8 protein-coding genes and 1 riboswitch are annotated in these 14,764 nt (G+C 43.7%); all 8 genes read right to left on the reverse strand.

The annotated features are described in order from the left end of the window. Window positions 1-56: 56 nt before the first annotated feature. The 8 genes from V9W66_RS09745 to V9W66_RS09780 all read right to left on the reverse strand — a co-directional run bounded on the left by V9W66_RS09745 (window position 57) and on the right by V9W66_RS09780 (window position 14,441). The gene (locus V9W66_RS09745) at window positions 57-746 is read right to left on the reverse strand and encodes a response regulator transcription factor (RefSeq protein ID WP_015526575.1); all 690 of its coding nucleotides are present in this window, start codon (window positions 744-746) and stop codon (window positions 57-59) included. Continuing rightward, window positions 739-1,896 (reverse strand): sensor histidine kinase, encoded by a 1,158-nt coding sequence (locus tag V9W66_RS09750; RefSeq protein ID WP_144092196.1) that lies wholly within the window; start codon window positions 1,894-1,896, stop codon window positions 739-741. The genes V9W66_RS09745 and V9W66_RS09750 overlap by 8 nt, the downstream gene beginning before the upstream one ends. Before the next feature lie 163 nt (window positions 1,897-2,059). Beyond that, on the reverse strand, window positions 2,060-3,262 hold the full coding sequence (gene metK, locus V9W66_RS09755; protein WP_144092194.1) for a methionine adenosyltransferase: 1,203 nt from the start codon (window positions 3,260-3,262) through the stop codon (window positions 2,060-2,062). An 86-nt stretch (window positions 3,263-3,348) separates the two neighbouring features. After that, window positions 3,349-3,450, reverse strand: a riboswitch (SAM riboswitch). A 188-nt stretch (window positions 3,451-3,638) separates the two neighbouring features. Beyond that, window positions 3,639-5,225 carry a pilin N-terminal domain-containing protein gene (locus tag V9W66_RS09760; RefSeq protein ID WP_144092192.1) on the reverse strand — a complete coding sequence of 529 codons (1,587 nt, stop codon included), beginning with the start codon at window positions 5,223-5,225 and terminating at the stop codon, window positions 3,639-3,641. After that, complete coding sequence (locus V9W66_RS09765) at window positions 5,215-6,132, reverse strand: class C sortase (RefSeq protein WP_144092189.1); 918 nt, start codon at window positions 6,130-6,132, stop codon at window positions 5,215-5,217. Before V9W66_RS09765 ends, V9W66_RS09760 begins: the two co-directional genes overlap by 11 nt. A gap of 3 nt (window positions 6,133-6,135) precedes the next feature. After that, window positions 6,136-6,996 carry a class C sortase gene (locus V9W66_RS09770; protein ID WP_243121566.1) on the reverse strand — a complete coding sequence of 287 codons (861 nt, stop codon included), beginning with the start codon at window positions 6,994-6,996 and terminating at the stop codon, window positions 6,136-6,138. Window positions 6,997-7,156: 160 nt separating this feature from the next. Next, window positions 7,157-8,566 (reverse strand): SpaA isopeptide-forming pilin-related protein, encoded by a 1,410-nt coding sequence (locus V9W66_RS09775; RefSeq protein WP_186289963.1) that lies wholly within the window; start codon window positions 8,564-8,566, stop codon window positions 7,157-7,159. Window positions 8,567-8,636: 70 nt separating this feature from the next. After that, window positions 8,637-14,441 (reverse strand): SpaA isopeptide-forming pilin-related protein, encoded by a 5,805-nt coding sequence (locus V9W66_RS09780; RefSeq protein WP_144092183.1) that lies wholly within the window; start codon window positions 14,439-14,441, stop codon window positions 8,637-8,639. Between the last annotated feature and the right edge of the window lie 323 nt (window positions 14,442-14,764).

Below are 14,764 nucleotides of genomic sequence, written 5' to 3' on the forward strand. Positions count from 1 at the left end.
TTCCGATCTGCACTCATACCCCTGCAGCAGCTCCATCCGAAGCCTTCCCCGCAGGCTCACACCTTAAACCGGTACCCCACACCCCAGATCGTCTCAATATACTGAGGCTTGGCCGTATTAAACTCGATCTTCTCACGGATCTTCTTGATATGCACCGTAACCGTAGCGATATCACCCACAGACTCCATATCCCAGATCTCCCGGAAAAGCTCCTCCTTTGTAAAAACCCTGTTCGGATTCTCAGCCAGAAAAGTCAAAAGATCAAACTCCTTGGTAGTAAACGTCGTCTCCTCACCATTGACCCACACACGCCTGGCCGTCTTATCGATCTTAATACCACGGATCTCGATCACATCATTCTTATGCACATTGGAACCAACCAGCCGGTTATAACGCTCCATATGCGCCTTCACACGTGCAACCAGCTCACTTGGGCTGAACGGCTTGGTCATATAATCATCCGCGCCAAGACCCAGTCCGCGGATCTTATCGATATCATCCTTCTTGGCAGAAACCATAATGATCGGCGTATTCTTCTCCTCACGGACCTGCCGGCAGATATCAAAGCCATCCACCTCCGGAAGCATCAGATCCAGGATGATCAGATCAAACTCCTCCTTCATGGCACGTACAAGCCCCGTATCACCACGGTTCTCGATCTCCACCTCAAAACCCGAAAGCTCCAGATAATCCTTCTCCAGATCCGCGATCGCTTCCTCATCCTCTATGATCAAAATCCTACTCATTCATCGGTACCTCCTGATATTTTCTGAGAACAAAATACATGATCGTTCCGATCCCCAGCCGGCTTGTGGCCCAGACCTTTCCTCCATGATCCTCCATGATCTTCTTTACGATGGAAAGTCCGATACCGCTTCCTCCCTTGGAAGAATTTCTGGAAACATCGGTACGGTAAAAACGGTCAAAAATATACGGCAGATCCTTGGCGGCAATCCCCTTGCCGTTATCCTCGATCTCCACCTGGATAAAATCACCCACATCCTTCACCCGAAGCTGGATGATCCCCCTTGGCTTCTCCATATACTTAATGGCATTACTCACGATATTATGGATCACACGGCGGATCTGCTCACCATCCGCAATAATCTGCACACCCTTCTCCACATAATTGGCATACACAAGCTCGATCCCCCTGGTCTCCATCTCAAGCCCAAGCTCCTCCGCACAATCCGAAAAATAATCCTCCACATTCAGCTTGCTGAACGTATACGGAATACGGTTGGTATCGATCTTGGAATAAAAGGTCAGCTCATTGATCAGATGATCCATCTCATTGGTCTTATTATAAATGGTACGCACATACCGGTCCATCTTCTCCGGCGTATCCGCCACACCATCCATGATCCCCTCCACATAACCCTTCACCGCAGTGATCGGCGTCTTCAGGTCATGGGAAATATTGCTGATCAGCTCCTTATTCTCCTTATCCATCAGGATTTTCTCTTCCGTGGACTCCTTCAGACGCTTACGCATCTCCTCAAAATCCTGGCAAAGCTGGGAAAATTCATCATTCCCCTCAACCTCCAGCACAAAATCCAGATTCCCCTCCTTGATGTTCTTGGTAGCCTTCTTAAGCTTCACCAGCGGAACCGCAATACTCCGATAGATCCACAGCCCCACGGACAAAGCAGTAAAAACAAGGATGATCGTTGCGGTCAGGATCATATCCTTGGCCATCAGCTTCACCTGGCTGCTGGAAGACTGCGGCAGCGAAATATCATAGACCATCTGGCTGGAATCCGAAGCCTGGCTGCTGCTCTCCTGCACATGCTTCGCCTGCGTCTGGCTGAACCCGTACAGACTTGCGGAAAAAAGAAGCAGCGGCAGCAGGATGATCGCAACGAAGCCCACAATAATACGTGTTTTTAACTTCATCTGTATCTCCGTCCTTTATAAATTCACACATTCACATACACGTATTATAACATAAACTATATTCCCTATCTCTAAATTTTCTATAAAAAACCCCATCTCACCATGCAAGAAGCCCCCGGTACTGGCACTACCGGGGGCTTCACTCTTTATTCTTCTGAAACGATTATTCGTAGCTGTTGCAAAGATACTTCTTCAGAGTCTCAACCTTGTCCAGATGCTCCCATGGAAGATCAACATCTGTACGGCCGAAATGACCATAAGCAGCAGTCTGCTTGTAGATCGGACGGCGAAGGTCAAGCATCTTGATGATACCAGCCGGACGAAGATCAAAATTCTCACGAACGATCTCAACAAGCTTGGTCTCAGAAAGCTTACCTGTTCCGAAGGTATTCACACTGACAGAAGTCGGATGCGCAACACCGATCGCATAGGAAAGCTGGATCTCACACTTGTCAGCAAGACCGGCTGCAACAATGTTCTTTGCAACATAACGTGCAGCATAAGCAGCAGAACGGTCAACCTTTGTGCAGTCCTTACCGGAAAAAGCACCGCCGCCGTGACGTCCTGCTCCGCCGTAAGTATCAACGATGATCTTACGACCTGTCAGACCACTGTCACCGTGAGGTCCGCCGATAACAAAACGACCTGTCGGATTGATGAAATACTTCGTATCCGCATCAACCATATCAGCCGGAATGATCGCATCAAAAACATACTTCTTAATATCCTCATGGATCTGCTCCTGAGTAACATCCGGATCATGCTGTGTAGAGCATACAACAGCATCGATTCTCTTCGGCTTGCCGGCCTCATCATACTCAACAGTAACCTGAGTCTTTCCATCCGGTCTTAAATATTTCAGAGTGCCGTCCTTACGAACCTTTGTCAGCTGCTGAGCAAGCTTGTGAGCCATGTTGATGGCATATGGCATATACTCCTCAGTCTCATTGGAAGCATAACCAAACTGAAGACCCTGGTCACCGGCACCGATGGAATCCAGCTCGTCCTCATTCATATCGTCCTCTTTCTGCTCAAGAGCCTTGTCAACACCCATAGCGATATCTGTGGACTGCTTGTCAAGTGATGTGATAACCGCACAGGTATCTGCATCAAAACCATAATCCGCATTGTCATATCCGATCTCACGGATAGTATCGCGAACGATCTTCTGGATATCAACATTAGCCTTGGTTGTGATCTCGCCCATAACAAGTACAAGACCTGTTGTAGTAGCAGTCTCGCAGGCAACACGGCTCATCGGATCCTGTGCCATCATAGCATCAAGGATCGCATCGGAAATAGAGTCGCAGACCTTGTCAGGATGACCCTCAGTTACAGATTCAGATGTAAATAAAATTTTCTCCATGATCTTCTCCTTTTGTAATAAAACAATGGTTATATACATAAAAAACAGCCCGTACAATCCGGACTGTTTAAATTCTGTAAACAATCCTCTTATTGTTCGATTGCTCGCTCAGGTTGGCACCTTCCTGGGTTATCCGGGGTTGCCGTGGCTTCACAGATCCTTTGTATCTCCACCACTCTGAATAAAAGGCTATCTTTTATGAAATTTACTGCAACACATACAATATACTTATCATACCAAAATGTCAAGAGCAATTTTTGAGAAAAAATATCACCCGCTGCTTTTTCATCCCCAATGCGTAAATATTCCAAAAAAAGAACCGGGCATCCACATCGCCCGGTTCTTCCATCGATCATCCTTCAGAATGATCCTTTATTTATTTTTTCTTCTTTCTTTTAACTCCATAAGCTGCACCACCGCCAACAATGATCGCGGCTGCAAGGATTCCACCCCATACGCCGATCGGTGTATCATCGCCGGTCTTTACAGAACGTCTTGCCGTACCGCTGGTATCGTTCGGAGCAGTTCCGCCCGCTGTACCGTTATTCGGGATCGGAGTGATCCGATCATTTCCACCATGATTTGTTCCAGGTGTAACAGTCGGAATCGGTGTCGGCTCGGAAGAAAGACTGTTGGTGATCTCCTTTGTTACAGTAAATCGGTTATCATTATTCAGTGTAACCTCACCCTGACCGGTAACTGTATACTTAAAGGTATCATCATCAACCGGATTTCCATCCTTATCCGTCTCCAGAACAGTATAAGTAACACTGTTGATCTCCTGATCCTTTGGAAGCTCCATTGTTACCTGAACACTACCATTCTGTTTCAGAGTCACTACCTGCTCAAGCGTCAGCTCACCGTTACTCTCAGTGGAGAACACACCTGCATAGAACGTATCATCCACAGAAGAAGCAACACCATCGATCATCACATTCTTCTTAATGTTGATATATCCGTTACGGCTAAATGCATCGGAAATCTTTGTATAATAGTTATTTACATAAGCCGTTGCCTCAGTAACACCACTATCTCCACCGATCACAACCTGATTGGACTTCTCTTCACTCTCACCATTCGGCTTCGTTACATTGTAGTAGTAAAGATTCTCATCATCCACCTTGATCTTCGTATTCTGCTGAAGAAGATTTCCATCCTCATCCAGCTCAAATACATAATAGGTGCCATCCGGAACATCCGTCCATGTAGCTGTACCACTGGAAGCATTCTGGATATGGATATCCTGCAAATAATCATCACGGAACGGGATCGTACCTTCCTGATCCGAAAAAACGCCAACCTTATAAGTTACATCCTCCTTCGTTTCCAGAGGAATCACATTGTCGTTCTCATCAACATTATAGATTCTCTTCGTAACCTGGATCTGTGTATGCTTCGGCGGATTAATTACAGACTTCGGATAAGCCTGTACATCGTACATCCAGCCCTGCTCCTGATCTGCAAAAGGAACGGAGATCAGCATCGGTGAAACCATAACACTGCTGTTTCCGTCTGTCTGCACCACCAGGTACATACCCTCAGCCAGATCGGTAACAGTAATATTACCCTCTGCATCAGACTTCTCCGACTTGCTCCACACATCCACACTTCCGCTGACGATCATAGCCGCCAGCTTCTCTGCTGCTTCATACCAGCCGTCAGCCGTCGTGATGGAATCAAAATCGATTGCTGCGGCAGCCAGTGCCTCATCCAGCACGAAATGCACATTGCCATCAAAATTCACACTGCCAACCTTGTAGATCGTCAGCCCTACATCCGGCAGCGGAGTCTGGTTTCCCTCCTCATCCGCCTGCTGAACCGTCAACGTCAGATTACCTGTTTTTCCAGCTTCATAATCCCCGGCGAAAACCGGCTGCAAAACACTCGTGACCAGCATAGCCGTCAGCATCAGAACAGCCAGAAGGCTCCGGAATATTTTCCCTTGCTTTCTTCTATTTTTCATCGCTCTCTGCCTCCTCTTTCCTTTCTGAAAGCTGCTTCTTTTTCCGTTTTTTGTCCCTATAACGGACGATCAGATAAATCAGCAGGATCAGAACAACAAGCACTGCAGCGCCGCCGGCCAGAACCCTCTTCGGATCCACAACAGCAAGCTTCTGCGGTATCGTTTCGTCATTCTTTGTATCTTCCACCACATATTTCGTCCGCACTCCCCGGACAAGAAGCCTGTGGGTGTTAACTCCATAAGGGGTACACGTGATCAGAGTCACATGATCTTCACCCTCGATAATATCCAGGTCACTGGTCTCATCCGGAAGCACCGTCTTGATCTGATCCACCTTGTAGGCCAGATGCTTGCCAAGAATGTGCAGGATAAAAATATCTCCCTTTTCCATCTGATCCAGATCTGTAAAAAGCTTTGCGTTAGGAAGACCTCGATGCGCCGCCAGAACCGCATGGGTGCTCCTGCCTCCAATGGGAAGGCTGGTACCCTCCACATGACCGACACCCTTTTCCAGGACCGTTTTGCTCAGTCCGTGATAGATCGCCAGTCTGGCTTTGATCTTCGGGATCTCGATACTCCCCATCAGACCATCACCGTTCGGATCCAGAACCCTGTCATAAGGATGACTCAGCTCATAAGTATCCTCTTCCTCAAAAGCATCTACAATGGCATTCACCGGATGCCCGGCATTATACTCCTTCGCCTCTTTCCACAGCCTGTCATAGTCGTTGTCCGAAAGCTCCGTTACCGCTTCCTCGTACTTACTGACCAGCTGGGCATTTCGATACTGGTTCCACATATCACTGATCGTGGGATAAAGGAACACACCCGCCCCCGCCAGAAACACCAGGACAATAATGATGTTCAGGACAACATTACTCTTTTTCTTTTTTTTCTTTTTAGCCATAAACTATTTCCTGCGTCGTTTTTTGTTCTGAACAGAATTGATACCGGCAACCAAGATCACCGCGATCACAATTCCGATCACAACACAGAGAGCAAGCATCGGAAGCGTCGGATTGGTGATTCCGGTAACCTTCTTCTCTGCTTTCTGAACCGCCTTCGCAGCCTTCATCGGAACTCTGTGTCCCCTCACCAGAAGTCTGTGCGTATTCACCGCATACGGCGTACACGTAACCAGCGTTACATAATCATCCCCATCCGTGATACCCAGAGACTCTGTCTGCTCCGGAAGAACGGTAAGAATCTGATCCACCTCGTAGGCAAGCGTCTTACCCAGCACATGCAGGAAAAAAACATCTCCCTCTTCCACAAGATTCAGATCTGTAAAAAGTTTCGCACTTGGAAGTCCTCTGTGTGCCGACAAAATACAATGGGTACTCTTGCCGCCAACCGGAAGACTGCTGCCGAACAAATGACCGGTCCCCTTCTCCAGAGACTCATCTGTCGTGTAATGATAGATTGGAATGCTCACATCGATCACAGGAATCTCCACATACCCCATCATTCCATCACCATTCAGGTTCAGAAGAGACTCATATGTACTGTCCGTCTGGCCATCCCTCACGGAAAAAGCATCCGGCACACTTTCCTGCTTGATCTGTTCGTTATACTCCTGTGCTGCCTTCCACATACTGTCAATCTTCTCCGAATTATCATCCGAAGAAACACTGCTGCTATAATTACTGATCAGCAGGCTGTCCCTGTACCGGTTCCAGGCATCACTGACCATTGGATACAGCAGTATGGACAACCCTATCAGAAACAGCAAACCAAGTCCAATATAATTTTTCTTCTTATTCTTTCTCATAGGTTTCTCCATACTGTTGTATTTACCACTCCCGGCCCCCGAAAGGGCCGGGCGGTAATGATTTCTTCAACAGAATAATCAGAAACTATTCTGTTTTAATACTTGCTTTGTCGTTGCTTATAAATAATTTTTGAATCGAATCAATCCGGCAATCAAACGATTACTCCTCAGATCCTTTTCTGCGGCTGATGAAGAAAGCACCAGCAGCGCCAACCATAACTACAACACCGATGATAGTGAAGAGGTATGTTCCCATGCCACCTGTGGATGGAAGGGAGCTGAGTTTTGTATCTGTCATGCTTGTTGTCTTTGTAAGAACTGCAGTTGCTTTACCATCTTCTCCTACTGCTAATGTTGCCTCAGACTGATTCTGATTTACAGAATATCCTTTCGGAGCTGTAATCTCTTTGAAGTAATATGTTCCAACATCAAGTCCCTGTACTTTTACTGTACCGTCTGCTTTAGTGAAAACTTCTGTTACTGTTCCTTTTGGATCATATTTGTATACGCCATCTGCAAGTCTTGTAAATTTTAAAGCATCTGATTCTTTGCTAGCTTTTCTTACTTCGAATCCTGCATTTGCAAGTTTAACATCGTTCTCACCTGTTTTGGTTAATGTGATGTTACCTTCGTAAACTTTGATTTCTTTACTTCCGAAATCCTCTTTGTCCTTATGTCCTGCTGTCGCTTTGTTGGTGATGGTATCATTCTCAGATGTTACTTTTACTGTGTAAGTAATCACTACTTCTTTTCCAGCATTGCTATTTGCATCATCAATCATGCCACTTAAATTAACGCTGAATTTTGTTGCGGAATCCCAAGTAATCGGATATGTTGCTGTTACATCATTAGTCTCTCCATCAAGAGTAATGGTTGCATTCTTAGTATACTCAGCACCTGTTAATTCATCATATGCCCAGAATGTTTTATCTGTATCTGTTGGTGCAATAAATGGAACGTTTGTCTTTACTTTGTAAGTAAGAATATCACCAGTTGCTACTACATTATCATCATCTACAGCCTCTTTCTCGACTTTAGTTTCTGTTTTCTTTGCATTAAGCGTTGCATCTACTAAGGATGGATATTCATACTTTACTTCTTCTCCATCATTAATCTTAGTAACTTCACCAAATCCGATATAAGCACTCATCAGATTATAGGTATAACCTGCTTCTGTTGCTTTGATTAAATAAACACCTGCTTCATTTACAGTCTGCGGATTGGCCATAGTTACAAAGTTTACCTTTCCTGCTGCATTGGCCTGTGCCGCACCTAATTTATTTGCATCTACATTGTTTGCCGGAATCATTGCCTCAATAGCAGCCTGAGCATCAGCCACACCAAACGCATCCACATATGCTTCAGCAACTTTATCATCTACAAAATTCCAACCTGTTTTTGTTGACTGATCAGCTTTAATTACCTGCGCGTAAGTTAATGTTGCTTTTGCCGCATTAGTTACTGTAATTGTTGCATCAGTTTTTATCGCTGCGAATACCGCTGTGCACATAGACAGTACCATAACCGCTGCCACTAATAATGCACCAATCTTTTTAAATAAATTTTTCATAAGGTTTGCTCCTTTCTTTCTCTGCATTTTTTTCTTTTTCGCCCTTCATCGGCCATTTACAATTAATGTGTTACGATCTCTTTGCTTCTTCCTCCCTTCGTTTATTATTTATAAACAACAGGAGTGCAGTTGCAAGAATCGCTACACCACTGATTGTAAATCCATAAGTTCCCGGACCACCGGATTCTGGTAAGGAATATACCTTCGCGTTTTCGAGCTGGTAGATTGCCGGTTCGCTTCCACTCTTACTAGCAATAGCACTTCCGTTACTGTCTTGAACTGTTACTGTTCCGCCACTTCCAACTATAATTCTCCATGGCTCTGTCGGACAGGTATAACCGGTTGCCGCTTCTGTTTCATATAACAGATAATTACCAACTGGAAGATTCTTCATTTCGATTTTTCCATTATTTCCGGAAACGATTCCTTCATATCCCTCAACAGGATTCTTAGAAACCTTGCCCCAGTTTCCATCTGCTTCATATAACGCAAATTTAGCACCTTTTATAGTTATACCATGATCTGCCTTATCAACTTTCTCAAGCTCTACATTTGCTACAGATTTCTCATTGGTAAACTCAGCTACTCCAATTCTTCCGTTTTTTGTATCCGTATTTCCAGCCTTCAGAACTTCTGTATTATCTTTATCTGTTCCGATTGTAAATTTAATTTCTTTACTGTCTGAAACTCCAGATTTACAATTTGTCGCCTTACCAACAGTTGCAGATTTCAGAGTGTAGCTTGAATTTGTCATCTCAGAAACAGTGTATTCACCTCTTGCTAACTTCGTCAATGCAGGTGTATCTGTATTAATTTGTGCATCCGCATTTCTCTCAAGTGCAAATGTTATTGTTGCCTCAGTTTGACCAACTTGAATTATAGCCGTCGCTGTTGCAATCTTGTCTTCACCTTTCTTAATATCAAAGGTAAACGTTGCATCCTCTTTTGCTGGAGATTCCAGTTTTTTGGTAATCTGAATCTGTCCGGCGATAATGTGAATAGTATAAACTCCATATTCCCGTTCCTTATTATCCTGGGAATTATGAGCTTTCAATGTACCATCACCATTTCCAGAAATCTTTTCATTAGTATTATTTTTATTTTCGTCTGTAACTTCTTTTAACCCGTCGTTTTCATAAGTTACTTTCAGATAATACGTTTTAGAATCTGGCTCAGGTTTAACTTTCGCCATATTTTCTTTCGAGATTTCTGTTGTACAGTTCTCATCTTCATACCATTTTAATTCAAACTCATCTGGATTAATTGGTTTTCCATCAGCTCCTATTGTATAGGTTACTAAGTTTTCTGTGCCATCTAACTGTTTTACACGTCCCTGCGGTGCATTTTTATTAAACAACGCATTTATAATGTCTTCAGTCGTCGGGACAGTATCACCATAGAAAATAGTTGTTTCTTTATTGTTAACAAACAAATCCGATTTTACATTAACCTTTGGCTGTGGTAAAACGGCTTCTCCGTATCCTGTAGTAATCTTGGAATCCGGTGAAACATTGGTAGGAACATTGTTGCCACCGATGTATTCGTCTTTGGCTCTTACAGTAATGGTTCTACTCCATGTGCCATTTTCAGCATTTGGAATAGTTTGATTGGTCCATTTTACAACTTGGTTTCCGGTACTTTCATCTACGGAAACCACTCCACCATTTCCTAAATCTATTGAACCTCCGGCATTTTTTATCATTTCATTGGTTACGGACTCGCCATTCTTCACAATTACAAATCGCGGATCAATCACATCCTTAATTTCAGCACCAGCAATATCAATATTCTGAGTAATCGTCTGCTGAATTTTTTCAAATATAACTTTCAGCTCATCAATTGATCCAGCCGTATAAGCACATCCCTCAGATGCAATTTCACCAGATAACCACTCCTTTGTAATATCATTTAATTTGAGTCCTATTGTAAATACTTTAACTCCCGCTTTTCTTAAAGCTTCTGCTTTATCTTCCGAAGCCTTTTTATCGTTTGAAGTAGATGGAGCTCCATCTGTAAACAGAATTACATATTGCGGAACATTCTCTCTCTTAGTTTTCAGCTGATTCTGCGCTATCTCTAATCCTGTCTGTGGAGATGTTCCTCCTGATGCATAAACACAATCCGTTGCCTTGATCAAACTATCTTTGGCACTTCCAACTTCTATTAATCCCTGTTTTAAGGTTCCGGACGTATTAAATGTAGCTAACCCTATTCTGCTGTTCGGAGAAGCCGCCGCAGTAGAAGCTATAAATGTTGTTGCAGCCTCTTTTAGACCAGTCAGACTACTATCCAAAGTGTAAATAGTATTTGAGGAATTATCTGGTACATTTTCCCATGACCTGCCATTGTAATATATCCACTGATTGTTTAAATAAATCATTGGATTTTTAGCATTTGAATAATAATATCTATCCCACCCAGATGTGTATGATATATCGGTTGTTTTATTAGTAAAATAGTATACTTTCGATGTATCTAGCTTTGCTTTAACCTGTTTATATTCTCCAAATTTTTTAAATCCATCTTCATCTGTACCATTTCTACCATCATACAACATACTTCCTGTAGTATCGAATACCATCATAATATCCGCAACACTGTCTTTTTCCTCTGTTGTACTACTGGTCATCTTTGAATCAGCACTGATAGTAATATCATAAGTCCTCTTATCCCAATCAGATACTGTTGCAGTTTTATTATAATCCATGATGGATTCAATAAATTCCTGCTTGGTCTGATTGACTATCTGCTTATTCTCAACTTCCTTTCCTGAACTGTCTTTGAGCGTTGTAGTAGCATGTGTATCGCTCGTCTTTGTTACTTCAACCTTCCACACAGCATCAGATTTCACATAACCATTCGGTGCCTGGAGTTCCTTCAGATAATAAGTACCTGCACGAAGTTTATCGAAGGTTACTGTTCCTTTTTCTCCGGATGTAGCTGTTGCAAACTGTGTTGTACATGCTTCATCTGTATAAAGAGCAAAACTTGCACCACTCAGTCCGGTGCCCCCTTTATTCACCTTGTTAAATGTCAATGTTCCAAGTGCCTCTGTTGTTACCTGTTGTGAGATTGTAGCATTTGGAATGGTGAAGTTCATATAACAGTTGGAAGCACCTGCGCCTCGCTCCATGTAGAGGATTGTTAATGTATGCTCTTTCTTTTTCTGTGTATCTGTAAGCTGTGTCTTATCCTGATTCTCTTTTAATAAATGGTCCCACAGATTAACAGTAGCTGTGGCTGCATTATGAATTCCACCAAGATCAATGACCACTGTTTTTCCATCCAGAACAACCCACATATCGTCATCGCCTGTGAAGCTGTAACTCAGTGGTCCTACATAGTCACCAAGCTTGAAGCTGATATCATAGCGCATACCAAAATAATAATTATGGGTTTTGTTATCATCATCATAAATTGGACTATCTGTTTTTTTTGTATACGCTCCTTCTTTTTTTGATGCAACTGAATCCAGTGGAAAGAAATTCTTTCCGGATTTATTTGTCCTGTCTAATGCATACTGTTCTGTTACATTTGTACCCTGTCCGTCCGTCACGCCGGTTAATGTATAGGTATCTCCACTTCTTTCAAAATTCAACGTATAATCTGTATATACTTTTCTTAAATAATTATCAGTTGAACTTCCGGCCAGCAAGTCAGAATTTGTAAAGAACCCAGGATCCGGATAATTAAATTCAACATTTCCTTCTTCGTCCAGTCCTTTCAGCAGGCCTGTTATAACAGCAGCACTTCCTGTCCATGAGTTAACACTATGACCGTCTTTCAACCAGTTATATTGGTAATATAAATAATTTTGTTTTGCCTCCCCCATGGTCAGCTTATTTTCTTTGTCTTTTTTATCACCATAATTACTCTTCTGGTTAATAGAATAATAAGTTCCTTCGCTCTGTCCTGCCTTTACCGTATAATCATAAAATGTCGGTACACCAACGAAGTTTACTGTTTCCGGTGTATAATATACTTTAACCGTAGCATCCTCTGCTACATTAAACTCACCTTCCTGAACTGTAGATGTTCCGCTGCTTGTAACTAATTCTACTCTTGAAATATCCCAGTTTGTAGTTTTTTTGCAATCTACTTTCTGACCGATCGTAAGTTCACGAACGTCATCCGCATAGATCTTCGTTGCCGGACTGGTAGTTCCGTCATAATGCTCTACGGTAACTGTAATCTTTCCATCACGTTTGTTATCAACAATTACATAAGTAGAAAAATGCGTAGTTTCAAACTCAACATTACCATTCTTATCAACGCTTCCGTCCATGTTCTCAACATTGTCTTCTGCGTCTACATGGTATACGTCTGCGTCTTTGATCTTTTTCTCATCATTGAGAGTCACTGATACTTTTACCGTGGCACCCGGCTGGACTTCTTCGCCGTCTACCAGGAATTTGATATCGTAGGAGTGGATATTCTCGATGGCTTTCTTTTCTTTGATCGCTTCTTCGGTGATCTGGTCTTTGGCTTCCTGGCTGAGCTCTACCGGTGTTACGGAAAGCTCTGCGTTGTCCGGAAGGTCTGCCGGATCGGTAAGAGTAACCTTGACATTGACCTCGTCACTCTTGTAATCATATCTGGTGATCTCAGGCTGAAGTTCTTCTTCCTGCACATCCTCAGGCTCTTCTGCCTCATCACTGCTTTCAACAACCTGTGCCATATCACTTCTTATGTAAGCCTCGGTTCCTTCCCAGGAAACCTTGTACCAGGTTGCTCCGTCCTCTGCTGTTACGGTATCCAGAAGTGTGAGCTGTGTTCCTGCGTTTACAGTTGCCAGAACCTCTGCCTCGGTAGATGGGCTGACACGAAGATTGGTCTCGTCTTTCAGAACCTCGATCAGGCTTGTCTCACCATTCTCATCTGCTGCCGGAACATCCTCCGGGCTCGCAATATCCTCTGCCGGTTCTTCCACCACATCCGGATCCTCAGCCGGCGCTTCGGTAGGTTCAGCATCCGGATTCTCCGCCGGCTCCTCAGAAGGCTCTGCCTCAGGAGTTACCTCCGGATTCTCTGCTGCCGGTGTATCAGCTGCATCCTGCTCAGGCTCGTCCGAAATATCCATTCCGTCCGTAAGCTCCTCTGATGCGATAGACACCTCGTCCTCATTACCGGAAACAGCTTCCGCCTCGACATCTGCTGTCTCAGGAGAATCCCACATAACGGCAAAAACAGCTGCGTTGCCAGTCTCAACCTGAAGTGTCTGGATCTGTTTGCCCTCGTTGACATTCAGAACCTTCAGATCCTCGTTGGCCTGTAAGGTGTTAACATCAGTATCACCGGTACTGCTGTTATAATGAAGCTTCTCAACGGTTACACTCGTGCTGGCTGCATCGGTAAGCTCCGGTGCTGCCGGTGTCTTGTACTCAAAAGTTACTCTGACTCTGCCGTTCGGCTCGACTCTGTTTCCGTCGCCATCAGCAAAATACACATCATACGCAAAAAAACCTCTCAGGCTGCTGCCCTTGTCTGTAGCTGCTGCTGAAAGCTTCTGAGAAACTGTATCATAAGATACGGATGAATTCTCGTTTACGCCGTCAGCCTTCAATGCTGTATTCTGCGGAAGAGCTCCGTCCTCCAGTGCCTCTGCTGTTACTTTAACAGAATCATTTTCATATGTAAGCGTCGGTTGCTGCGCCTGTTCCGTTTCCTCCTGGTCAGCGCTGCTTACATCCGGTGTCGATTCTTCGGCCGCTGGTTCAGATGTAAATTCGCCATCTGTAAATATATCCTCCGTTCCACCTCCGAACGCCTCACTCGCGGAGATCGTATATGCACTCGGCATACAGGATACCATCAACGCCAAAGCCACCATAAATGCCAGGAGTTTTCTGATCTTATTATTCCTTAATTTTTTCATACCTTTCCCGCTTTCCTGTGTGTGCATTAACGTGTACTGTATTTCTTATTACTTTACTTCTGTTTATATTCCTTTCTCTTAAAAAAGCTTCATGTTTTTAGCCGGTGAGTAAACAGGTTACACCTTTTCAATATTTCACCCTTATGTGATTGTAGTATCAATATACCAGGCATTTTTGGTAAGGATATTGACATTATCAGATGCTATCGAGAATCAGTCTTCAACTCCTCCTTCTTAACTTACTCGTTCACTGGTTCTTTTCGTCTGATTTCCCAATAAAATCTGACTATTTGTGGTATTTATTATACAACATTACCAGTTGT

The sequence above is a fragment of the Blautia massiliensis (ex Durand et al. 2017) genome (assembly GCF_051861785.1).
GTDB classification, from domain to species: Bacteria; Bacillota; Clostridia; order Lachnospirales; family Lachnospiraceae; genus Blautia_A; species Blautia_A luti_A.

Bases quoted from the DNA above. Each gene is read 5' to 3' on its own strand.
- V9W66_RS09745 (WP_015526575.1), bottom strand. From the start codon at position 746: ATGAGTAGGATTTTGATCATAGAGGATGAGGAAGCGATCGCGGATCTG.
- V9W66_RS09750 (WP_144092196.1), bottom strand. From the start codon at position 1,896: ATGAAGTTAAAAACACGTATTATTGTGGGCTTCGTTGCGATCATCCTG.
- metK (WP_144092194.1), bottom strand. From the start codon at position 3,262: ATGGAGAAAATTTTATTTACATCTGAATCTGTAACTGAGGGTCATCCT.
- V9W66_RS09760 (WP_144092192.1), bottom strand. From the start codon at position 5,225: ATGAAAAATAGAAGAAAGCAAGGGAAAATATTCCGGAGCCTTCTGGCT.
- V9W66_RS09765 (WP_144092189.1), bottom strand. From the start codon at position 6,132: ATGGCTAAAAAGAAAAAAAAGAAAAAGAGTAATGTTGTCCTGAACATC.
- V9W66_RS09770 (WP_243121566.1), bottom strand. From the start codon at position 6,996: ATGAGAAAGAATAAGAAGAAAAATTATATTGGACTTGGTTTGCTGTTT.
- V9W66_RS09775 (WP_186289963.1), bottom strand. From the start codon at position 8,566: ATGAAAAATTTATTTAAAAAGATTGGTGCATTATTAGTGGCAGCGGTT.
- V9W66_RS09780 (WP_144092183.1), bottom strand. From the start codon at position 14,441: ATGAAAAAATTAAGGAATAATAAGATCAGAAAACTCCTGGCATTTATG.